This window comes from Sphaerisporangium sp. NPDC005289, assembly GCF_040607455.1.
GTDB classification, from domain to species: Bacteria; Actinomycetota; Actinomycetes; order Streptosporangiales; family Streptosporangiaceae; genus Sphaerisporangium; species Sphaerisporangium rhizosphaerae.
On sequence record NZ_JBEXGS010000010.1, the window covers coordinates 156,542 to 177,975 of the forward strand.

Here is a 21,434-nt window from a genome sequence, read left to right on the forward strand (position 1 = left end):
CGCACGATGGTACTAGCGCCATTGGCATCATCGACGCCACAGGCGGCCTCCCATACGTAGGACGAACCCGTGTTTATGCGTACGGGAGAAGCACGGCTAGCATCGGCCTACGTGACGACAGTGCGACTCAACGCCTCTGACTCGGGCCCGGTCGAGACCGGCGCCCTCGTAGTCGGCATCAATACCTCGCCCGACGGCCCCCGCCCCGCGCCCGGCGCGCAAGCCCTGGACGCCGCCATCACCGGCGGGCTCACGCCCACGCTGCAAGCGCTGGGGTTCTCCGGCAAGGCCGGCGAGATCGCCAAGTTCCCCTCCTTCGGCGCCGTGCCCGCACCGGTGATCGTCGCGGTCGGGCTCGGCGAGGCCCCCGCGCAGGAGGGGGCGCACGACCTCGAGACGCTGCGCCGGGCGGCCGGCGCGGCCGCCCGCTCGCTCGCCGGCACGACGGAGGCCGCCTTCGCGCTGCCCGCCGCCACGCCCGAGCAGGCCGAGGCCGTGGCGCTCGGCGCGCTGCTCGGCGCCTACGACTTCGCCCGCTACCGCACGGGCGAGGGCCGGCAGGCGCCGCTCGAGACGGTCACCGTGCTGAGCGACGCCCCCGGCGCCGACGGCGCGGTGGGCCGGGCCGCGACGCTGGCCGAGTCGGTCACGCTGGTCCGCGACCTGGTCAACACCCCGCCGTCCGACCTGTCGCCCGCGCGCTTCGCCGAGATCACCGAGGAGACCGCGGCCAAGGCCGGCCTGTCGGTCGAGGTGCTCGACGAGACGGCCCTGAAGGAGGGCGGCTACGGCGGCATCGTCGGCGTCGGCCAGGGCTCGGTGAACCCTCCCCGCCTGGTGCGCCTGGGTTACTCCCATCCCGACGCCACCACGACCGTCGCCTACGTCGGCAAGGGCATCACCTTCGACTCCGGCGGCCTGTCGCTCAAGCCGTCCGCCTCCATGGCGTGGATGAAGTCCGACATGGGCGGCGCGGGCGCGGTGTTCGGCGCCCTGCTCGCCATCGCCCGGCTCGGCCTGCGGGTCAACGCCGTCGGCTACCTGTGCCTGGCCGAGAACATGCCGAGCGGCAGCGCCCAGCGCCCCTCCGATGTGCTGCACACCTACGCCGGCAAGACCGTCGAGGTCCTCGACACCGACGCCGAGGGCCGCCTGGTGCTGGTGGACGGCATCGCCCGCGCCGCCGAGGACGACCCCGACATCATCGTCGACGTGGCCACCCTCACCGGCGGCCAGATCGTCGCCCTCGGCTGGCGCACCAGCGGCGTCATGGCCTCCGACGACGAACTGCGCGAGGAGGTCGTCGAGGCCGCCACGGCGCAGGGCGAGGGAGCCTGGGGCATGCCGCTGCCCGAGGAGCTGCGCAAGGGCCTGGACTCCCCGATCGCCGACATCGCCAACCTCAACCCCGAGCGCTCTGGCAGCATGCTCGCGGCGGGCATCTTCCTGCGCGAGTTCGTCCCCGAGGGCGTGCGCTGGGCCCACCTCGACATCGCCGGCCCCGCCTTCAACAAGGAGGCCCCCTACGGGTACATCCCCAAGGGCGGCACCGGCGTGATCACTCGTACCCTCGTCGCGCTGGCCGAGCGTCACCAGAGCGGTCACGAGGCATGATGAGCGCGGTGCGCCGGGGAGACCGGCGGCCACGCCGCCGGTCCACACCGGCGCACCGCGCGCGTCACGAATACGCGAGACAAGTGAAAAGATGCTGTTGGGCAGGCCGGGCGCGCCGCGAGAGCGGGCATGACCCGGCCGTGAGGGCCCACCGATCCGACAAGGAGCTTTCCAGTGGCTGATGGCAGCGGCCCCTACGACATCGTTGTCCTGGGCGGCGGCAGCGGCGGGTACGCCTGCGCCCTGCGGGCGGCAGAGCTGGGCAAGAGCGTCGCGCTGATCGAGAAGGACAAGATCGGCGGCACGTGCCTGCACCGGGGTTGCATCCCCACCAAGGCTCTCCTGCACGCGGCGGAGGTCGCCGACGAGACCCGCGAGGCCACGAGCGTCGGCGTCAAGGCCCACTTCGAGGGCGTCGAGATGCCCGGTGTCCACGCCTTCAAGGACAAGATCGTCAACCGCGCCTGGAAGGGCGTGCAGGGCCTGCTCAAGAGCAGGGGCGTCACGATCATCGAGGGCGAGGGCCGGCTGGACGGCGCCAAGCGCGTCGTCGTCGGCGACCAGGTCGTCGAGGGCCACAACATCGTGCTGGCCACCGGGTCGGTCCCGCGGTCGCTCCCCGGCCTCGACATCGACGGCGAGCGCGTCATCACCAGCGACCACGCGCTCAAGCTCGACCGCGTGCCCTCCTCGGTGATCGTGCTCGGCGGCGGCGTCATCGGCGTCGAGTTCGCCTCCGTCTGGAAGTCCTTCGGCGCCGAGGTCACCATCGTGGAGGCCCTGCCCCACCTGCTCCCCCTGGAGGAGGAGTCCAGCTCCAAGCTGCTCGAGCGCGCTTTCCGCCGCCGCGGCATCAAGTACGAGCTGGGCACCCGCTTCGAGAGCGTGAAGACCAGCGACACCGGCGTCGTGGTGACCCTCGAGGGCGGCAAGACCTTCGAGGCCGAGCTGCTGCTGGTGGCCGTCGGCCGCGGGGCCGTCACCTCGGGCATGGGCTTCGAGGAGGCCGGCGTCGCCATCGAGCGCGGCACCGTCGTGGTGGACGAGTTCTGCCAGACCAGCGTGCCCGGCGTCTACGCGGTCGGCGACCTCATCCCCACCCTGCAGCTCGCGCACGCGGGCTTCGCCGAGGGCATCCTCGTCGCCGAGCACATCGCCGGCCTGTCCCCCGTGCCGATCGACTACGCGGGCGTGCCGCGCATCACCTACTCCGACCCCGAGGTCGCCTCGGTCGGCATCACCTCGGCCGTCGCCAAGGAGCGCGGCCACGAGATCACCGAGCTGGTCTACGACCTCGGCGGCAACCCCAAGAGCCAGATCATCGGCACCCAGGGCGCCGTCAAGATCATTTCCGCGAAGGACGGCCCCGTCCTCGGGGTCCACATGGTCGGCAAGCGCATGGGTGAACTCGTCACCGAAGGCCAGCTCATCTACAACTGGGAGGCACTGCCCTCCGAGGTGGCCCAGCTCATCCACGCTCACCCGACCCAGTCCGAGGCCGTCGGCGAGGCGATGCTCGCGCTCGCCGGCAAGCCCCTGCACGTACACAACTAAGCCCTCACAGGAAACGCGAGAGAAGACGACACCATGCCGGTTTCCGTAACCATGCCCCAGCTCGGCGAGAGCGTGACCGAGGGCACCGTCACCCGCTGGTTGAAGAAGGAAGGGGACCAGGTCGAGACCGACGAGCCCTTGCTCGAAGTCTCCACCGACAAGGTCGACACCGAGATCCCCTCCCCGTCCGCGGGCGTGCTCACCAAGATCGTCGTGGCTGAGGACGAGACCGTCGAGGTCGGCGCCGAGCTCGCCATCATCGACCAGGACGGCGCCGGGGCCGGTTCGGCCGCGCCCGCGCAGGCCGAACCCCAGGCGCAGGCCCAGCCCGAGCCGCAGCCCGAACCCGAGCCCGAGCCGGCCAAGGCGCCCGAGCCCGCCCCGGCTCCGCAGCAGGCGCCGGTCTCCTCCATCCCGCAGCCGCCGGCTCCGCAGGCCGCGCCGCCGCGCCCGGCCCCGCAGCAGCAGGCCCCGCAGCAGGCGCCGGCCGCCGCGGCGCCGGCGCCGATCGCGTCCGGCGCCACCGGCGAGAGCCCGTACGTCACGCCGCTGGTGCGCAAGCTCGCCACCGAGCACGGCGTCGACCTGGACGCCCTCACCGGCACCGGCGTCGGCGGCCGCATCCGCAAGCAGGACGTCCTGGAGGCCGCGCGCGTCCAGCGCGAGCAGGCGGCGCAGGCGCAGGCCCAGGCCGCGCAGGCTCCGGCTCCGCAGGCCGCCGCCCCGGTCGCCGCCTCGGCGCCCGAGCCGGTGCAGGCCGACACCACGCTGCGCGGCCGCACCGAGAAGATGTCGCGCATGCGGCAGACCATCGCCAAGCGCACGATGGAGTCGCTGCAGACCTCCGCGCAGCTCACCTCGGTCGTCGAGGTCGACGTCACCAAGATCGCGCGGCTGCGCGACCGCGCCAAGGCCGACTTCCAGCGCCGCGAGGGCGTGAAGCTCAGCTTCATGCCGTTCTTCGCGCTGGCGACGGTCGAGGCGCTCAAGCAGCACCCCAAGCTCAACGCGGTGATCAACAGCGAGACCAACGAGGTCACCTACTTCGACCACGAGCACCTGGCGTTCGCGGTCGACGCCGAGCGCGGGCTCGCCTCCGCGGTGATCAAGGACGCCGGCGACCTCAACATCGCCGGTCTCGCCCGGAAGATCGCCGACCTGGCCGAGCGCACCCGCACCAACAAGGTGAGCCCGGACGAGCTGTCCGGCGGCACGTTCACGCTGACCAACACCGGCAGCCGCGGCGCGCTGTTCGACACGCCGATCATCAACCAGCCGCAGGTCGCCATCCTCGGCACCGGCGCGGTCGTCAAGCGCCCGGTCGTCCTGGACACGCCCGAGGGCGAGGTCATCGCGGTCCGCTCCATGGTGTACCTGGCGCTGACCTACGACCACCGCCTGGTCGACGGCGCCGACGCCGCCCGCTTCCTGACCACGGTCAAGCGCCGCCTGGAAGAGGGCCGGTTCGAGAACCAGCTCGGCCTGGGCTGACCACCACGGGCCCGGCTCCGGCCGGGCCCGGCATGGCCGGGCATCACCGGGCATCGCCGGGGCTGACACGCGGTGATGACGCGGGGGCTGCCGGGGCGACGGGCGGCGGCGGACGTAGGGTGATCGCATGGCAGTCGTGGTCACCGGCTCGTCCGGGCTTCTCGGTTCGGCGCTCGTGCGCGCCCTGCGCGAACAGGGCCGCACGGTCGTCAGGCTCGTCCGCCGCACGCCCGCCGCGCCGGACGAGGCGTTCTGGGATCCGCGCGAGGGCATTCTGGCGCCCTCGGTGCTCGAGGGCGCCGAGGCCGTCGTCCATCTCGCCGGGGCGGGCATCGCCGACCGCCGGTGGACGCCCGAGCACCGGCGCGAGCTGGTCACCAGCCGCGTCGACAGCACCCGCACCCTCGCCGCCACGATGGCGGGGCTGGAGCACCGGCCGCGCGTCTGGCTCAGCGGCTCGGCCATCGGCCTCTACGGGGACACCGGCGAGCACCCGGTCGACGAGTCCTGGCAGCCCCCGCCGGGGTGGCGTCCGCTCGACCCCCGCACCGGCGAGCCGGCCGCGGCCCCGGGCGGCGAGACGCCCCGGTCCGCGCAGGGCGGCCGGGCGCGCGAGCACGGGCGGTGGCTCGCCGAGCTGGTGCTCGCGTGGGAGGCCGAGACCGCCGCCGCCGAGCAGGCCGGCGTCCGCGTCGTCCGGCTGCGCACCGGGCACGTCCTCGCCCCCGAGGGCGGCTTCCTCGGCAAGATGCTGCCGGTGTTCCGGCTCGGCGTCGGCGCGCCCCTGGGCTCCGGCCGGCAGTACGTCTCGTGGATCACCCTTCCCGACTGGGTGGGCGCCGTGCTGCACATCATGGACGAGCCCGAGGTCCGCGGGCCGGTCAACCTCACCGCCCCCACGCCGGTCACCAACGCGGAGTTCACCCGGGCCCTCGGCCGGGCGTTGCACCGCCCCACCATGCCGGTGGCGGTGCCCGGGTTCGCGCTGCGCGCGGCCCTCGGCGACCTGGCCGACGAGGGCGTGCTCATCGGCCAGCGCGCGCTTCCCCGCCGCCTGCTGGAGATGGGGTACCGGTTCCGGCATCCGCGTCTCGACGGGGCCCTGGCCGCCATACTCTAGGGTGCCGGTCCGGTGACAACGGGAGGGTGGCCGCGTCCGGCCCGTGCGCCTTCCAGGCAGGGTCCTCCCCGCCCTTCCCAACAGGCAGCAGGAGAGATCATGAGCAGGCTCGGCCAGTCCCACATCCTCGCCATCGGCGGCGGTTCGTTCGTCTCCTCGCCGCGCCAGGGCGTCATGGAGCCCTCGGGCCTGCTCCGGTACGCGCTCGACCTCACCGGCCAGGACCGCCCGAAGCTCGGGCTGCTCGCCACCGCCACCGGCGACGACGCCGAGTGGCTGCTGAAGATGTACGGCGCGTTCCAGGCGTGGGACGTCGAGGTCAGCCACCTCGCGCTGTTCCCGATGCCGAACGTCGACAACCCCCGCGAGTGGCTCCTGGAACAGGACGCCGTCTACGTCAGCGGCGGCAGCGTCGCCAACCTGGCCGCGCTGTGGCGGCTGCACGGCCTGGACGAGGCGATGGATGAGGCCTGGCGGGCCGGTGTCGTCCTGGCAGGTCAGAGCGCCGGCGCGCTGTGCTGGCACGTGGGCGGCAACACCGATTCCTTCGGTCCGGTCCTGCGCCCGTGGGCCGAGGGCCTCGGCCTGCTGCCCTACTCCTGCGGGGTGCACTACAACTCCGACCCGCAGCGCCGCGCCCTGCTGCACGAGTCGATCGCCTCCGGCGAGCTGCCCGAGGGCTACGCCGCCGACGAGGGGGTGGCGCTGCACTACGTCGGCACCGAGTTCATCCAGGCCGTCACCGTGGACCCCCGGGGCCACGCCTACCGCGTCGAGCGCGACGGCACCGGAGTCAAGGAAGTCCGCATCGACCCGCGCCCGCTGACCGCGTGAGCGCCTGACCTCGCGTTAGGCTTGCACCGTGACTGAGCGCGCCGACCAGACCAAGCAGGCAGGAACCAACGGCGGTGAGCCTCGCAGACTCGCGCTGGTCCGCCTCGGAGTCGACGTGCCCTACGAGCAGGCGTGGGAGCTCCAGCGTGAGGTCCACGCCCGCCGGGCGGCCGGCCTGATCCCCGACACCTGCATGCTGCTGGAGCACGCCCCCGTCTACACCGCCGGCAAGCGCACCCGCCCCGAGGAGCGTCCCACCGACGGCACCCCGGTCATCGACGTCGACCGCGGCGGCAAGATCACCTGGCATGGTCCCGGCCAGCTCGTCGGCTATCCCATCGTCCGGCTCACCGAGGCGCTCGACGTCATCGCCTACGTCCGGCTGCTGGAGGAGGCGCTGATCAAGGTGTGCGCCGACTTCGGCGTGGTCGGCGGCCGGGTCGAGGGGCGCAGCGGCGTCTGGGTCGCCGGCGACCCCTCCAGCGGCCTGCCCGACCGCAAGCTCGGCGCCATCGGCATCCGGGTGGCCAAGGGCGTCACCATGCACGGCTACGCCCTCAACTGTGCCAACGACCCGAGCTGGTTCAACCGCATCATCCCGTGCGGCATCAGCGACGCCGGGGTCACCTCGCTGTCGGCCGAGACCGGGCGGCGCATCACCGTCGACGAGGTGCTGCCGTTCGCCGAGCGGCGCCTGGCCGAGGCCCTGGGCGCCGAAGGAGTCGACGTCCAGGAGGAGGACCTGCTGTCCGGGCGGCTCTGACCGCTCTCCGGAGGGGCCGTGAGCCTGGTCACCCGGTGGCCGGTCCGGCGCGGACGCGGACGTAAGCTGGAGGGCGTGACCGTAGCTCCTGAAGGCCGAAAGCTCCTCCGTCTGGAGGTGCGCAACAGCCAGACCCCCATTGAGCGCAAGCCCCCGTGGATCAAGACCAGGCTCCGCAACGGGCCGACGTTCAACGAGATCAGATCGCTCGTCAAGGACCAAGGTCTGCACACGGTCTGCCAGGAGGCCGGCTGTCCCAACATCTCCGAGTGCTGGGAAGATCGCGAGGCGACCTTCCTCATCGGAGGCGACCAGTGCACGCGGCGCTGTGACTTCTGCCAGATCGACACCGGCAAGCCCGCCGAGTACGACACCGACGAGCCGCGCCGGGTCGCCGAATCGGTCGCGCAGATGGGCCTGCGCTACGCCACCGTCACCGGCGTCGCCCGCGACGACCTGCCCGACGGCGGCGCCTGGCTGTACGCCGAGACCTCGCGGCAGATCCACTCCATGATCCCCGGTTGCGGCGTCGAGTTGCTGGTGCCCGACTTCAACGGCCACCGCGACCAGCTCGAAGAGGTCTTCGGAAGCCGTCCGGAGGTGTTCGCGCACAACATCGAGACGGTGCCGCGCATCTTCAAGCGCATCCGCCCCGCCTTCCGGTACGAGCGTTCGCTCGCGGTCATCACCATGGCCCACGAGGCGGGCCTGGTCACCAAGTCCAACCTCATCCTCGGCATGGGCGAGGAGCGCGAGGAGATCGTCCAGGCGATGCGCGACCTGCACGAGGCCGGCTGCGACCTGCTCACCATCACGCAGTACCTGCGCCCGACGCCGCGCCACCACCCGGTGGACCGCTGGGTCAAGCCCGAGGAGTTCGTCGAGCTGCAGGCCGAAGCCGAGCAGATCGGCTTCGCCGGGGTCATGTCCGGGCCCCTGGTCCGCTCCTCCTACCGCGCCGGCCGGCTCTACCGGCAGGCCGTCGAGGCCCGCCAGACCGCCTGAGGCCCGTTCCGCATCCGTGAAGGGGGCGTCGTGCCGCCATGGCCGGCCCCCTCCCCGGTGGTGCGAGGCGGCGGCCTCCTCACTCGGCGATCCGAAGCATGCCGCCCCCTTCCACAGCCGCCTTGAGCGGCCGGCCTTCGTCGCCCATGAGCGGGCGGCCCTCGTACGCCGTGACCGGCCCCGTGGACGCCGTCCGGGGCGGTCTCTCCCGCTCGCGGGCCGGCGGGTCGCCGGGCGTAGGCGGACGATGACGGGGCGACGCCGATGGTCACGGTCCGACCGGCCATCAGGTCACGTTTTCCTTTCTTGAGCCTTGCGTTTGTATCCTTCAACCATGGCGAAGAAGCCCGCAGACCCAGAGCGCCCGGGGCGCGTCAAGCAGCTCCGCATGGTCGCTCAGATCATCCAGAAGGCCAACCCCAAGGGGATGCCGATCGTCTACGCGTCGGCGCTGGCCACGCTGGTCGTCTTCGTCGTCGTCGGGCTCGTCACCGGGCTGCTGTGGCAGCTGATCATCCTCGGCGTGATGGTCGCGATCACGGTGGGCCTGCTGGTGTTCGGGCAGCTCGCCCAGCGGGCGCAGTATTCGATGCTCGAAGGCCAGCCGGGCGCCGCCGCGGCGATCCTGCAGAGCATGCGCGGCAACTGGCAGGTCACCCCGGCCGTCGCGGTCACCCGCGACCAGGACGTGGTGCACCGGGTCGTGGGCTTCCCCGGCATCGTGCTGGTCTCCGAGGGGCCCGGCTCGCGGGTGCAGCGCATGCTCGTGGCCGAGAAGAAGCGCGTGCAGCGCGTGGCCATCGACGTGCCGGTCTACGACATCCAGTGCGGTGACGGCGAGGGCCAGGTGCCCATCAACAAGCTGCAGCGCCACCTGATGAAGCTCCCCCGCAACCTGAAGAAGGAAGCGGTGTCCGAGGTCAACTACCGCCTGCGGGCGCTGCCGCAGACGCTTCCGGTGCCGAAGGGCCCGATGCCGAAGGGCGCGCGCATGCCCCGCGGCAAGATGCGGTGACCTCCGGCTCCTCTCCGGTGACGCGCCGCGCGCTGGGCGAGGCGCCGAGCGCGCGGGCCAGCCGCCGCTGGTGGGACGCCGCGGCCGACGACTACCAGGCCGAGCACGGCGGTTTCCTGCGCGACGACGGCTTCGTCTGGTGCCCCGAGGGGCTGGACGAGGCCGACGCGCGCCTGCTGGGCGACGTGCGCGGCCGCCGGGTGCTCGAGATCGGCTGCGGCGCCGGGCAGTGCGGCCGGTGGCTCGCCGGCCAGGGCGCCGAGGTGGCCGCGTTCGACGTGTCCCACCGCCAGCTCCAGCACTCCAGGCGCATCGACGAGCAGATCGGCACCCGCCTGCCCGTGGTCCAGGCCGACGCGGGCCGCATTCCCTTCTCCTCCGAGTCCTTCGACGTGGCCTGCTCGGCGTACGGGGCCCTGCCGTTCGTCGCCGACGCCGGCGCGGTGCTGGCCGAGATCCGCCGGGTGCTGCGGCCGGGCGGGCTGCTGGTGTTCTCGGTGAGCCATCCGATCCGCTGGGCGTTTCCGGACGATCCGGGCCCGCGCGGGCTGACCGCCGACCGCTCCTACTTCGACCGATCGCCGTACGTGGAGCAGGACGAGGACGGCGAGCCGTCCTACGTCGAGCACCACCGCACGCTGGGCGACTGGGTGGGCGCGGTGACAGGGGCGGGGCTCACGCTCACGTCCCTGGTGGAACCCGAGTGGCCGGCCGGGCACGAGCGTGTGTGGGGCGGCTGGAGCCCGCTGCGGGGCCGCCTGCTGCCGGGCACCGCGATCTTCTCCTGCACCAGGCGGCCCTGAGAGGGCCGGACCACTCGGCGCGGGCCGCTCAGAGCCGGACGACCACGGTGCGAGCGGCGCGGTCGTGCAGGCCGCGCCCGTCGCGGTCCCAGACGACGGCGGGGACCACCAGGCAGAGCAGCAGCGTGCGCAGGACGACGGCGCCGAACCCCGGCCGGCCGCCGTCGAGCGCGGCGACCCTGATGCCGAACAGCCGCATGCCCAAGGTCATGCCGATGGTGCCCACCAGCAGGACGTACTCGGCGGCGAACACGGCGAAGCCCACCCAGCCGGCGCTGCGCGGGTCGACCCGCAGCAGGCCGCCGGCGATGGCCCACGTGCAGATGAGCCAGTCGACGGTGATCGCGCCGATGCGCCGCCCGAACCCCGAGACCGATCCGCTGCCCTCCCTCGGGAGGCCGAGCCGCTCGCCCGGATGCCCGAGGTCGACGCCGGCGGCGCGGGTGCCGCCGATCCACGTCTGCGTCCAGCGGGGTTGCTTGCTCATGCGGGTAAGATATCGGGAGGCCGCTACGGTGCTTCCGGCGGCATACCCCCCGTCTGCTTAACATCCGTGAAACAAACGAGACATGGGGTGGAAACGGCACAGGCCTACGTTCAAGTCTGAAAGCCCGTGCCCCTGGGAGGTTGGATGTTCAGCTCCGCCGACGACGTCCTGAAGTTCATCAGGGACGAAGGGGTGCAGTTCGTCGATGTCAGGTTCACCGACCTGCCGGGCACGACGCACCACTTCACCTTCCCTGTGGAGAACTTCGGCGCCAGCGTCTTCACCGACGGCCTCATGTTCGACGGCTCGTCGATCCGCGGGTTCCAGGCCATTCACGAGTCGGACATGCTCCTGCTGCCCGATCCGTCGACGGCCGTCCTGGACCCGTTCCGTCAGCACAAGACGCTCAACATCAACTTTTTCGTCCACGACCCGCTGACCGGCGAGGCCTACAGCCGCGACCCGCGCAACGTCGCCCGCAAGGCCGAGGAGTACCTCAAGGGCACCGGCATCGCCGACACGGTCTACTTCGGCCCTGAGGCCGAGTTCTACATCTTCGACGATGTGCGGTTCTCCAGCAGCGCGAGCGAGAGCTACTACCACATCGACTCCATCGAGGGCGCCTGGAACACCGGCAAGGCCCAGGAGGGCGGCAACCTCGGGTACAAGCCGCGCTACAAGGGCGGCTACTTCCCGGTGCCGCCGATGGACCACTTCACCGACCTGCGCTCCGAGATGGTCCGCCGCCTGATCGAGGCGGGCATCGAGACCGAGATGCAGCACCACGAGGTGGGCACCGCCGGCCAGGCCGAGATCGACTTCAGGTTCGGCACGCTGCTCAAGACCGCCGACAACCTGATGCTGTACAAGTACATCATCAAGAGCACCGCGGTGGAGTTCGGCCACACGGTCACCTTCATGCCCAAGCCGATCTTCGGGGACAACGGCTCGGGCATGCACTGCCACCAGTCGCTCTGGAAGGACGGCGAGCCGCTCTTCTACGACGAGGTCGGCTACGCGGGGCTGTCGGACACCGCGCGGTACTACATCGGCGGCCTGCTCAAGCACGCGCCGGCGCTGCTGGCCTTCACGAACCCGACGGTGAACTCCTACCACCGCCTGGTGCCGGGCTACGAGGCTCCGGTCAACCTGGTGTACTCCCAGCGCAACCGCTCGGCGTGCATCCGCATCCCGATCACCGGGTCCAACCCGAAGGCCAAGCGCATCGAGTTCCGCGTCCCGGACCCGTCGTGCAACCCGTACTTCGCCTTCGCCGCGCAGCTCATGGCGGGCCTCGACGGCATCCGCAACAAGATCGAGCCGCCGGCGCCGGTCGACAAGGACCTCTACGAGCTTCCTCCGGAGGAGGCCGGCCAGGTCCCGCAGGTCCCCGGTTCGCTGCAGGAGGTCCTGGCCGCACTGGAGGCCGACCACGAGTTCCTGCTCGAGGGCGGCGTGTTCACGCCCGACCTCATCGAGACGTGGATCGCCTACAAGCGCGAGAACGAGATCGACCCGATCCGTCTGCGCCCGCACCCGCACGAGTTCGAGCTGTACTACGACGTGTGACCGGCGACCGCGCGGCGACGCACGTGTTCGTGGCGCGGTCTCCGGCCGGTGCTGCCGCGAGGTGGTCCCGCAGGTCGTCGAATCGGAAGCCCGTGGCAAGGTCATGCACCTCGCCACGGGCTTTCCGTTTCTCACCTTCGGCCTTTCGCGCGGTCAAGCGGCCGAATCTGCCGGAACCTGGACGGATCCGGTGCGGGATGCCCGCTCGATCGCTTCGACGAGCCGGTGCCGCGAAAGGGCGTGATCGAAGCCGGGGACGGTCTCGGTGCCGTCCCGCACGTCCTTCGCCAGGAACGCGTAGGTCTGTGCCACGTTCTGCGGAAGCGCGGCCAGGGCGCGCGGGACCGGGCCGAAGTAGTGATCAGGAACGGTGATCTCGGCGACCGCGGTGTCGGCGCCTCGGCCGCCTTCCAGCTTCAGATCCGCCACCTGCAGGTTCCCGTTGACTCCGGCCGCGGTGAGGACGAGGTCGCCTTCGGTGCCGTTGATCTCCCACCGCAGGTTGTCGCCGCGCGAGAAGCCGCCGCGGTAGAACAAGGACAGGGCCGCGCCGCTGTCCAGCGTCCCGATGACGGACAGCTGGTCGGCCGTCGTCACCGGGATCGTCGTCCCCTCGTCCACCACCCGCACCTCCTCGCGGCCGACGACGAGGTTGGCCGAGACGCCGGCGAGGTCCCCCAGCGCGTGGTTCACCGCCTCGAGGGCGTGCACTCCCGCCGCGGTCAGGAGCGTCGCTCCGTTGGCCGCGTCGAAGATGTAGGCGTGGGCGCGGTCGGTCTCGGGTCCCCAGGAGACCCCGGACCCGGTCAGCGTCGTGCCGAGCACCCGGCCGACGTAGCCGTCCGCGATGAGGTCGCGGACATGACGGACCACCGGGGAGAATCGGGCCTGCAGTCCGATCACGGTGCGCACGCCCGCGGCCCGGGCGCGCTGGGCCAGATCGGCCGCCTCACGGAGATCCACGCCCAGCGGCCATTCGCTGTAGACCATCTTCCCGGCCTCCAGCGCCGCCGAGACGAGCGCATGGTGGTGGGTGACTTTCACCGCCACCACCACCAGGTCGACACCGGGATCCGCGATCAGGTCCCTGTGGTCGTCGTACGCCGCCGGGACGTCGAACTCCTTCGCGGCGAGCTCGGCGGACTCCTGCCGCGTGGTGCTGATCGCGCGCAGGTCGTAGTAGTCGGAAAGGGCCTTGAGCGCGGGGACGTGGCTGATGGCCGCCCATCCTCGCGAGCTCGCCCCGATGATCCCGACACCGATCTTGTTCATGTGCTTCCCCCTGGTGGAGCCGGCCGCGTGGTGCGGTCCGGGTGATGTGACGCGTGAGCCGCGCACAGGCCAATTCTTGAATGATCGTTACATTTTGAGGGCAGGGAGAACTCAGTCGAGGCAGCCCATGGCCACCTCCACGATGCGCATCAGTGACCCGCGATCGGCGGTGATCGCGCCCATGACCCGCAGGCCGTGGACGGTCGCCAGCAGAAATCCCGCCAGGTCCCTCGCATCCCGAGCGCCGGCGACCTGCCCGCTCGCCTGGGCTTGGCGGATCACCTCGGTCAGCGCGTCCTCCAGTGACGCGGTCGTCGCCCGCACACGCTTGGCGACATCAGGGTCATGGGGCAACCGCTCCGTCGTCGCGCTCACGATGAGACAGGACAACCGTTCGCCGTCGTGGACGATCTCGTCCACCACGCCGACCAGCACCGCACGGATCAGGTCCCGGGCGGGCGCGCCGCTGCCGAGAAGTTCGACCAGCGGGACCGCGTACCGCTCCCGATAACGATCCATGACCGCCAGGTACAGACCCTCCTTGCTGCCGAACGCCGCGTACAACGACCCCCGCCCGACTCCTGTGGCGTCGACCAGGTCCTGCACCGAAGTCCCCTCGTACCCCCTGCGGCGGAAGGCGGACATGGCCGCCTCCAGCGCGGCCTCGGTGTCGAACTCCCTGACTCGAGCCATGGGAGCAGGCTACGACTATCTGGAACGCACGGTCAAGTATCAGTGCCGCCGGTCACAGAAGGGGACGTCATCGGCCTGGCGGAGATGTCGGGGGCTCGGCCGGCGGCGGGTACGCTGCAGACAGCCCTGATCCGAGGCATGGGACGGCGGCGCCGGGGGCGCCCGCGCCCGGTGGGGGTCGAGGGGGTGTTCTCGTCCATGGACCGGGTCCGACTGGCCGAATTCCTGCGCACGCGGCGGGAGGCGCTGCAGCCCGAGGACGTCGGCCTGCCGCGCGGAGCGCGACGCCGCACCGGCGGGCTGCGCCGCGAGGAGGTCGCCGCGCTGTCCGGCATGTCCACCGACTACTACAGCCGCATCGAGCAGCGGCGCGGCCCGATGCCGTCGGAGCAGATGCTCGCCGCGTTGTCCCGTGGCCTGCGCCTGTCCGCCGAGGAGCGCGACCACCTGTTCCGCCTGGCCGGGCACGCCACGCCGCCGCGGGTCCCGCGCGGCGACCAGGTCTCACCCGGCATGGCGCGCATCCTGGACCGGCTGGAGGACACCCCCGCCCAGGTGGTCACCCATCTCGGGGAGACGCTCAGGCAGACCCCGCCCGCGGTCGCGCTGATGGGCGACCAGACCCGCCACACCGGGCTGGCGCGCAGCCTGCACTACCGCTGGTTCACCGACCCCGCCGAGCGGCTGATCCACCCCGAGGACGACCATCCGCTGCATGACCGCCTCTTCGCGGCGGGTCTGCACGATGCCTACACGCGCGACGGCAGGGGGTCGCGGGCGGCCGCGATCGTCGAGGCGCTGCTGGAGGAGAGCCCGGCGTTCGCCGCGGTGTGGCGCGAGCATCCCGTGCTGGGCCCCGCCTGTCCGGCCAAGCGCGTCCGGCACCCGCGGCTCGGCCTGCTGGAGCTGCACTGCCAGACGCTGGCCGACCCCGACCGGTCACAGTTCCTGCAGGTCTTCACCGCCCGGCCCGGCAGCCCGACCGAGGACAGGCTCCGCGAGCTGTCGCCGATCGGCGCCGCGCGCACCTGAGTCGAGCGGCCCCGCCCCGGTCTCTAGCGGCGGCGCCGGGGGTCGTGGCCCTTGCCGTCGCGGATGTCGACCACCGGGCCCGGCGCCGTGGGCTTGCCGATGACGCCCGAGGACAGCCCCGAGGTCAGCCCGGCCACGGCCCGCAGCAGCTCCCGCAGCGCGCTCCCTGTGCTCTTGGGGGTGTGCGACATGGAAGATTCCTCCCGTGAACGAAGGCTCATGAACGTCATATCGTCCGACGTGCTCAATATCACGATATGTCGCGTCCACCGGCCCCGTCCAGCCGCCCTGGTCACCGCCCCGCGCCGCCCTGGTCACCGCCCCGTGCCCCCGATGGTTCCCGGGCGAAGGGGCGGGGAGGGGGCGCTATACCCTCGTGTTGTGTCCGTTCAGCCCGGTGGCGTCCGCGCCGAGGAAGCCTCCCGGGGTTCATGACGTTGACATGGTGACGGGCACACGCGAGCGATGGCTGCCCGGGTGAGGAAAGGGAGTCCATTGTTCGGTCGCAAGCCCCTCGAAGAGCGCATCGCCGAGCGCCGCGCCCAGCTGCCCCCGCTCAAGGAGGGGCAGCACTTCGAGCACGGGCCCGCGAAGTTCGTCTTCGTCTTCCTGATCGTGTTCGTGGTGTTCGCCCACCTGATCGGGCTCGTCGTGCTGATGGCCCTGGACCTGCACTAGCCGGTCAGTACGGCAGCGTGTATCCGGCGAAGCGGCTCGCGACGTACGGCGCCTTGAACTTGGGAAAGGCCACGGTTCTGATGTCCCCGTCGGAGGTGTAGCGGTCCTCGGGGTGGGCGTTGAGCCAGTCGAGCCAGGCCGTGGAGCAGAACCGGGCGCAGTCGCCGACCTTGTCCATGGCCCGGATGCGCGGGATGCCGAGCGGGTCGAAGTCCTTGCTGAACGGCGAGGCGCCGGGGGTGTACCCGGCGAGGAAGACCCCCGAGTAGTTGTACTTCACGCCACCGGCCTCGCCCCGCATGGCCCAGTCTTTGGTGCTGGGCTGGTTGCCGTAGGGCAAGGCGAGCGTGACGGGCACGTCCTTGATCAACGAGGTGATCAGCTTCTGGCCGGCGGCGATCTGGTCGGTGACCTGCTCCTTGGACTTGCCGCGCAGGTTCATGTGGTCGCGCGTGTGGTTGCCGATGTCGAAGCCGTTGTCCCGCAGCCAGCCGAGCGTCTGCGCCTGGGCCTCGGGCCCGAAGGTGCCGAACATGTCCCTGATGACGTAGAAGGTGGCCACCGGCCGGAACCCCGGATGCTTGGCGGCCACGTCCTGCAGGATGGCCACCGCGGTGTCCGCCTTGGGCTTGCCCATGCCGTCCAGCGTGAGCTGCGAGGGCGAGGAGTCGTCGAAGGTCAGCACGACCGGGTGGCGGCCCGCCGGGATGGCGATCTTGCCGGTGGTGTACTCCCTGGCCGTGATCGGGACGTAGCCGTCCTTGGCGAGGCGTTCGAGCTCCGCGCGGAACTGCGCGGGGGTGCGGTCGTCGGTGACGGTCGGCTTGGCCACCACGCGGTGATACATGATCACCGGGATCTGGCCCAGCTCGTTCGCCTTGACCTTGGCCGCGATGGCCACGGCGGCCTTGCGCGCCTCCTGCGCGGCGGCCGGCCCGGCCTGCTTGTGCGGCGCGGCCGGCTGCGCGGCGACCTTGGTGTCGCCGTGGCCGCACGCGGCCAGCGCCAAGACGCCGAGCGACAGCACCCCGATATGACCTGCCCGGAACCGCCCCATGGTCCCCCCAACCAGCGCGCGGAATGAGATATGGCTCTCCTACCCCCCGTCCCGCGCTCTCAACACGTAACGCAGCACGTCGAACACCTACAGTGACGGCATTCGCCGTGCACGACGGCATTCGGGGCGGCATTCGGGGCGGCGTTCGCCGGTGCCGCGCCTACTTTCCGGACGTCTCCCCCGCCCGCACGCGGATGCCGGTGAGCCGGCGCAGGATGTCCCACCAGAACGGGGCGCCGAACAGCAGGGCGAAGAAGGTGATGAGGAATCCCGGCCAGTGCCCTGGGCTGATCAGCCGGTGCAACCAGTCGCCGCCCTTCCAGGACCACTGGGGGCTGCCGCCCTCGGGGATGCGCACCGACACCGGCGCGTGGCTGACCATCTGCACGAACGCGGGGGCCGACAGCACCTCGGTCACGCAGCCGTAGGGGTCGGCGGGGTGCTCGGGGCACTTGTCGCGCAGGGACTCCAGCGACCGGGCTCCCCCGTCGGCCGTGGTCGCGACCTGCGCCCTGATGGCGTTGTCGGTGAGGATGGCCCTGCCGTACTCCAGGGCGTCCATGCTGAACACCAGCGTCAGCACCAGGCCGAGCGCGGCGATCACCCAGCGCACGTAGCGGCGGTAGAGCATGGTGAGCCGCGACATCTCGCCGTCGAACCACTCTTCGACGGCCTTGCGGAAGGCGTCCAGGTCGCCGTGCGCGGTGTCCCAGGCGCTCTTGAGCGGCCGGTACAGCGGGCTGCCGCTCTGCTCCAGCTTGGTCAGCATGGCCGGCACGCCGCCCTCGCCGGTGACGATCTCCATCATCGCCATGGCGAAGCGGCCGGGCGGGATGGAGGCGATGCTGGTCCTGCCGTCCTTGCCGTGGTCGATCTCGCGCAGCCGCTCGTAGAGCAGACCGGTCCAGCTCGTCGCCGAGTTCCGCACCGGCGGGGGCTGGGCGCTGAACGCGGGGCGCTCGTCCCGGCGGAACGGCAGGCTCGCGAACACCTCGGCGATGGTGCTCGGGATGGACTTCCTGCCCTTGTGCCCGTCGAGGGTGTCCCTGAGGTAGGCCCACAGGAACTTGCTGCGGATGCCGAGCAGGCGCACCAGGCCCTCGTTCACGCCGCTGAGCAGGAGGGAGAACATCAGGAACGCCAGGACCAGGCCGATGGCGAGGTCGATGTAGACGGAGTTCACCGGGCATCACCGGCCGGGCCCTGCGGGGCGGCGCGGAAGTCCGAGGGGGGCATGACCGTTCCTCCACGAAGCGGTAGGTCAACGGAACGTCAACAAAGGTACTCATTGAGGTCATGGGGCGCGGGGACCTTCGCCCACGCCGCGCCGGGACGACGCCGCGCCTCGGTCGCGACACGCGGCCGACCGCCGAGGGAGGCGTCGCCGGCGGTAGAGAACGGAACGCGGCGGAAGAGAGCGGAAGAGAGCGGAACGCGGCGGGTCAGGCGCCGCCGTAGAAGACGCGCTCGGTGACCACCCGCGCCCGGCGGGTGGTCCGCAGGTAGTCCTCGACGAAGTCCTCCGAACCGTCGGGCGGATAGCCGAGAGCGCGGGAGATCAGCATGCGCTCGCGCACGTCGACCGGGATGCTGTCGCCGGCCCGGCCGCGCACCAGCATGATGCCGTCGCGGATCTGGGAGGCGAAGCGCCAGGCCTCGGCCAGGACCTCCTCGTCGGTGGAGGCCAGCAGCCCGGCTCCGACGGCCGCGCGCAGGGCCTCCAGCGTGCGGGTGGTGCGCAGCTCGGGGATCTCGCAGGCGTGGCGGAGCTGGATGAGCTGGGCGAGCCACTCGACGTCCGACAGCCCGCCCCTGCCGAGCTTGGTGTGCAGCAGCGGGTCGGCGCCGCGGGGCAGCCGCTCGGCCTCCATGCGGGCCTTCAGCCGGCGGATCTCGCGCATGGCCGCCTCGCCGATGCCGTCGGGCGGGTAGCGAAGCGGTTCGACCAGCTCCATGAACGCCTGGCCCAGGTGCGGGTCTCCGGCCGAGAAGCGGGCGCGCAGCAGCGCCTGGGACTCCCACGGCGAGGACCAGCGCCGGTAGTAGGCGGCGTAGGAGGACAGGGTGCGCACGAGGGGGCCCTGGCGGCCCTCCGGGCGCAGGTCGGGGTCGATCAGCAGCGGCGGGTCGGGCGCGGGACGGGCGAGCAGGCGGCGCAGCTCGTTGGCGACCGCGTGCGCGGCGTCGGCGGCGGCCTTGTCGTCGGCGCCCTCCAGCGGCGAGTGGACGAACATCACGTCGGCGTCGCTGCCGTAGGAGCATTCGTAGCCGCCGAGCCGGCCCATCGCGATCACCGCGAAGCGCGTGGGGAACTCGCCGCGCCGTTCGAGGGTGACCTTGTGGACGGCGGAGTCCAGCGCGGCCTGGATGGTGACGTCGTTGAGCTCGGAGAGGGCCTGGCCGACCTCCTCGATGTCGATGCGGCCGACCAGCCCGGCGACCGCCGTGCGCAGCAGCTCGCGGCGGCGCAGCGCGCGGACCGACACCACGGCGCTCTCGGCGTCCTGGGAGTGGCGCCGCACGGAGGCGGCGGCCTCGCCGGCGATGGCCTGCTTGGGGCGAGGCGTCAGCTCGCCGTCCGAGCCGAGCATGGCGACCGCGTCCGGCGAGTGCAGCAGCAGGCCGGTGGCGTAGCGGCTGGTGCCCAGCAGGCGGGCCAGGCGCTCGGCGACCGCGGTCTCGTCGCGCAGCAGGCGCAGGTACCAGGGGGTGGTGCCGAGCTTGTCGCTGATCTGGCGAAAGCCGAGCAGCCCGGCGTCGGGGTCGGGCGCGTCGGCGAACCAGCCGAGCATGACCGGCAGCAGCGTGCGCTGGATCGCCGCCCGGCGGGAGACGCCGCTGGTGAGGGCGGCGATGTGCCTCAAAGCTCCGTCGGGGTCGGCGTAGCCGAGCGCGGACAGCCGGGCCGAGGCGGCCGCCGCCGACAGGCGGGCCTCCTCTCCGGGCAGCCGGGCGACGGCCTGCAGCAGCGGCCGGTAGAAGAGCTTCTCGTGCAGGCGCCGCGCCTCCCTGGCGTGGCGCTTCCAGCGGGTGGTGAACTCCCCCACCGGGTCGACGACCATGCCGAGGCCGCGGCCGATGCGGCGCAGGTCGGTGACGTTCTCCGGCACGACGTGCGTGCGGCGCAGGCGGTGCAGCTGCAGCAGGTGCTCGATCTGCCGCAGGAAGGTGTAGGCCTCGGCCAGGGCCTTGGCGTCGTCCCTGCCGACGTAGCCGCCCCGCGAGAGCGCGGCCAGGGCGGGCAGGGTGGCGCGGCGGCGCAGCAGCCCGTCGGTGCGGCCGTGCACGAGCTGGAGGAGCTGGACGGCGAACTCGATGTCGCGCAGGCCGCCGGGGCCGAGCTTGATCTGCCGGTCGGCCTCGCCGGCGCGGACGTGGGCCTCGACCCTGCGGCGCATGGCCTGGACGTCCTCGACGAAGTTCTCGCGGGCGGCGGACTGCCAGACCAGCTCGTTGACCGCGGCGACGTACTCGCCGCCGAGTTCGAGATCGCCGGCGACCGGCCGCGCCTTGAGCAGCGCCTGGAACTCCCAGGTCTTGGCCCACCGGCGGTAGTAGGTCAGGTGGCTGGTGAGCGTGCGGACCAGCGGCCCGGCCTTGCCCTCGGGCCGCAGCGCGGCGTCCACCTCCCACAGGGAGCCCTCGGGGGTGCTGGTGGAGCACGCACGCATCATGCCCTGCGCCAGCCGGGTGGCGGTCTGGAGCGCCTTGGTCTCGTCGACGCCGTCGCGGGGCTCGGCGACGAACACGACGTCCACGTCGCTGATGTAGTTCAGCTCGCGGGCGCCGCACTTGCCCATTCCGATCACCGCGAGGCGGACGTCGGCGCTCTCGGGGACCTCGGCCCTGGCGATGGCGAGCCCGGCCTCCAGGGCGCCGGAGGCCAGGTCGGACAGCTCGGAGGTGATCTCCGACAGCGAGGCGGCGCCGGTGATGTCGCGGGCGGCCAGGTGCAGCAGCCTGCCGCGGTAGGCGACGCGCAGGGCGGACATGGCCGACGTGGCCGACGTGGCCTCGGCGCCGCCGTGCGCGGCGCACGGCTCGGGGTCATCCGGGTCGGCGCCGACGGCCGCCAGCAACTCTGAGCGCATCGCGTGCCGGGGCGTGCGCTGGACGGCCTCGTCGCCGGACAGGAGCTTCCAGTGCTCGGGATGGCGCACGACGTGGTCTCCGAGCGCGGCCGACAGCCCGAAGACGCCGAGCAGCCGCGATCGCAGGCCCGGGTCGGCGCGCAACGCGCCGAGGACGCTCGGGTCGCGCTCGGCGAGGCGGTTGAGCGAGATGAGGGCGAGGTCGGGGTCGGCCGCGCCGACCAGGGCCGCGAGCAGGTCAAGATCGCCCACGGCCTCGGGTCCGAGGTCGTCGAGAAGCCGCTCGGCCTGGGCTCCGTCGGCGAAGCCCAGCCGGGCGAGACGCCCTGCTGTCGTTTGCATACGGGACTCGGCGG

19 protein-coding genes are annotated in these 21,434 nt (G+C 72.0%); 12 read left to right on the forward strand and 7 right to left on the reverse strand.

The genetic code is table 11. The features are described 5' to 3' along the window. Positions 1-111: 111 nt before the first annotated feature. The 9 genes from ABZT47_RS19460 to ABZT47_RS19500 all read left to right on the forward strand — a co-directional run bounded on the left by ABZT47_RS19460 (position 112) and on the right by ABZT47_RS19500 (position 10,199). Positions 112-1,614, forward strand: coding sequence for a leucyl aminopeptidase (locus tag ABZT47_RS19460; RefSeq protein WP_354843551.1), 1,503 nt, complete (start codon positions 112-114; stop codon positions 1,612-1,614). Between the two features lie 174 nt (positions 1,615-1,788). Next, positions 1,789-3,168: a dihydrolipoyl dehydrogenase gene (lpdA, locus tag ABZT47_RS19465; RefSeq protein WP_354843555.1), complete on the forward strand. Its 1,380-nt coding sequence runs from the start codon at positions 1,789-1,791 to the stop codon at positions 3,166-3,168. A 33-nt stretch (positions 3,169-3,201) separates the two neighbouring features. Further along, complete coding sequence (sucB, locus tag ABZT47_RS19470) at positions 3,202-4,659, forward strand: 2-oxoglutarate dehydrogenase, E2 component, dihydrolipoamide succinyltransferase (protein ID WP_354843558.1); 1,458 nt, start codon at positions 3,202-3,204, stop codon at positions 4,657-4,659. Positions 4,660-4,786: 127 nt separating this feature from the next. Further along, the gene (locus ABZT47_RS19475) at positions 4,787-5,779 is read left to right on the forward strand and encodes a DUF1731 domain-containing protein (RefSeq protein WP_354843561.1); all 993 of its coding nucleotides are present in this window, start codon (positions 4,787-4,789) and stop codon (positions 5,777-5,779) included. A gap of 99 nt (positions 5,780-5,878) precedes the next feature. Then, a complete protein-coding gene (locus ABZT47_RS19480) occupies positions 5,879-6,613 on the forward strand; it encodes a peptidase E (protein ID WP_354843564.1) in 735 nt (244 codons plus the stop codon). Positions 6,614-6,707: 94 nt separating this feature from the next. Then, a complete protein-coding gene (gene lipB / locus ABZT47_RS19485) occupies positions 6,708-7,376 on the forward strand; it encodes a lipoyl(octanoyl) transferase LipB (RefSeq protein WP_354843875.1) in 669 nt (222 codons plus the stop codon). 75 nt (positions 7,377-7,451) lie between these two features. Beyond that, positions 7,452-8,381 (forward strand): lipoyl synthase, encoded by a 930-nt coding sequence (gene lipA, locus ABZT47_RS19490; protein WP_354843567.1) that lies wholly within the window; start codon positions 7,452-7,454, stop codon positions 8,379-8,381. Positions 8,382-8,715: 334 nt separating this feature from the next. After that, positions 8,716-9,396, forward strand: coding sequence for a DUF4191 domain-containing protein (locus ABZT47_RS19495; protein ID WP_354843570.1), 681 nt, complete (start codon positions 8,716-8,718; stop codon positions 9,394-9,396). Then, positions 9,393-10,199, forward strand: coding sequence for a class I SAM-dependent methyltransferase (locus ABZT47_RS19500; RefSeq protein ID WP_354843573.1), 807 nt, complete (start codon positions 9,393-9,395; stop codon positions 10,197-10,199). Before ABZT47_RS19495 ends, ABZT47_RS19500 begins: the two co-directional genes overlap by 4 nt. Before the next feature lie 28 nt (positions 10,200-10,227). Here the strand turns inward: ABZT47_RS19500 and ABZT47_RS19505 are convergent, their stop codons facing one another. Further along, positions 10,228-10,686 (reverse strand): RDD family protein, encoded by a 459-nt coding sequence (locus tag ABZT47_RS19505; RefSeq protein ID WP_354843575.1) that lies wholly within the window; start codon positions 10,684-10,686, stop codon positions 10,228-10,230. A gap of 144 nt (positions 10,687-10,830) precedes the next feature. On the opposite strand from ABZT47_RS19505, the gene glnA reads away from it, so the two are divergent. After that, a complete protein-coding gene (gene glnA / locus ABZT47_RS19510; protein ID WP_354843578.1) occupies positions 10,831-12,255 on the forward strand; it encodes a type I glutamate--ammonia ligase in 1,425 nt (474 codons plus the stop codon). Positions 12,256-12,408: 153 nt separating this feature from the next. Here glnA and ABZT47_RS19515 read toward each other — a convergent pair whose 3' ends face one another. Both ABZT47_RS19515 and ABZT47_RS19520 read right to left on the reverse strand, forming a co-directional pair. Further along, positions 12,409-13,527, reverse strand: a complete 1,119-nt coding sequence (locus ABZT47_RS19515) for a Gfo/Idh/MocA family oxidoreductase (RefSeq protein WP_354843581.1) — start codon at positions 13,525-13,527, stop codon at positions 12,409-12,411. 111 nt (positions 13,528-13,638) lie between these two features. Next, complete coding sequence (locus ABZT47_RS19520; protein WP_354843584.1) at positions 13,639-14,220, reverse strand: TetR/AcrR family transcriptional regulator; 582 nt, start codon at positions 14,218-14,220, stop codon at positions 13,639-13,641. 198 nt (positions 14,221-14,418) lie between these two features. On the opposite strand from ABZT47_RS19520, the gene ABZT47_RS19525 reads away from it, so the two are divergent. Beyond that, entirely contained in the window at positions 14,419-15,252 is an 834-nt protein-coding gene (locus ABZT47_RS19525) for a helix-turn-helix transcriptional regulator (protein WP_354843587.1), read from the forward strand. Positions 15,253-15,275: 23 nt separating this feature from the next. Here ABZT47_RS19525 and ABZT47_RS19530 read toward each other — a convergent pair whose 3' ends face one another. After that, positions 15,276-15,443 (reverse strand): hypothetical protein, encoded by a 168-nt coding sequence (locus ABZT47_RS19530; protein WP_354843589.1) that lies wholly within the window; start codon positions 15,441-15,443, stop codon positions 15,276-15,278. A 304-nt stretch (positions 15,444-15,747) separates the two neighbouring features. Here ABZT47_RS19530 and ABZT47_RS19535 point away from each other — a divergent pair, with 304 nt between their 5' ends. Further along, the gene (locus ABZT47_RS19535; protein WP_354843592.1) at positions 15,748-15,930 is read left to right on the forward strand and encodes a hypothetical protein; all 183 of its coding nucleotides are present in this window, start codon (positions 15,748-15,750) and stop codon (positions 15,928-15,930) included. A gap of 4 nt (positions 15,931-15,934) precedes the next feature. Here the strand turns inward: ABZT47_RS19535 and ABZT47_RS19540 are convergent, their stop codons facing one another. The 3 genes from ABZT47_RS19540 to ABZT47_RS19550 form a co-directional block, all read right to left on the reverse strand. Next, positions 15,935-16,987, reverse strand: coding sequence for a polysaccharide deacetylase family protein (locus ABZT47_RS19540; protein ID WP_354843595.1), 1,053 nt, complete (start codon positions 16,985-16,987; stop codon positions 15,935-15,937). A 160-nt stretch (positions 16,988-17,147) separates the two neighbouring features. Continuing rightward, positions 17,148-18,170, reverse strand: coding sequence for a hypothetical protein (locus tag ABZT47_RS19545; RefSeq protein WP_354843597.1), 1,023 nt, complete (start codon positions 18,168-18,170; stop codon positions 17,148-17,150). Positions 18,171-18,429: 259 nt separating this feature from the next. Next, on the reverse strand, positions 18,430-21,420 hold the full coding sequence (locus ABZT47_RS19550) for a bifunctional [glutamine synthetase] adenylyltransferase/[glutamine synthetase]-adenylyl-L-tyrosine phosphorylase (RefSeq protein ID WP_354843599.1): 2,991 nt from the start codon (positions 21,418-21,420) through the stop codon (positions 18,430-18,432). Between the last annotated feature and the right edge of the window lie 14 nt (positions 21,421-21,434).

Excerpts from the sequence above, each read along its gene's own strand:
- ABZT47_RS19505 (WP_354843575.1), bottom strand. The coding sequence starts at position 10,686 with ATGAGCAAGCAACCCCGCTGGACGCAGACGTGGATCGGCGGCACCCGC.
- ABZT47_RS19525 (WP_354843587.1), top strand. The coding sequence starts at position 14,419 with ATGGACCGGGTCCGACTGGCCGAATTCCTGCGCACGCGGCGGGAGGCG.
- ABZT47_RS19540 (WP_354843595.1), bottom strand. The coding sequence starts at position 16,987 with ATGGGGCGGTTCCGGGCAGGTCATATCGGGGTGCTGTCGCTCGGCGTC.
- ABZT47_RS19475 (WP_354843561.1), top strand. The coding sequence starts at position 4,787 with ATGGCAGTCGTGGTCACCGGCTCGTCCGGGCTTCTCGGTTCGGCGCTC.
- ABZT47_RS19495 (WP_354843570.1), top strand. The coding sequence starts at position 8,716 with ATGGCGAAGAAGCCCGCAGACCCAGAGCGCCCGGGGCGCGTCAAGCAG.
- ABZT47_RS19530 (WP_354843589.1), bottom strand. The coding sequence starts at position 15,443 with ATGTCGCACACCCCCAAGAGCACAGGGAGCGCGCTGCGGGAGCTGCTG.
- ABZT47_RS19515 (WP_354843581.1), bottom strand. The coding sequence starts at position 13,527 with ATGAACAAGATCGGTGTCGGGATCATCGGGGCGAGCTCGCGAGGATGG.
- ABZT47_RS19480 (WP_354843564.1), top strand. The coding sequence starts at position 5,879 with ATGAGCAGGCTCGGCCAGTCCCACATCCTCGCCATCGGCGGCGGTTCG.
- ABZT47_RS19550 (WP_354843599.1), bottom strand. The coding sequence starts at position 21,420 with ATGCAAACGACAGCAGGGCGTCTCGCCCGGCTGGGCTTCGCCGACGGA.
- glnA (WP_354843578.1), top strand. The coding sequence starts at position 10,831 with ATGTTCAGCTCCGCCGACGACGTCCTGAAGTTCATCAGGGACGAAGGG.
- ABZT47_RS19520 (WP_354843584.1), bottom strand. The coding sequence starts at position 14,220 with ATGGCTCGAGTCAGGGAGTTCGACACCGAGGCCGCGCTGGAGGCGGCC.
- sucB (WP_354843558.1), top strand. The coding sequence starts at position 3,202 with ATGCCGGTTTCCGTAACCATGCCCCAGCTCGGCGAGAGCGTGACCGAG.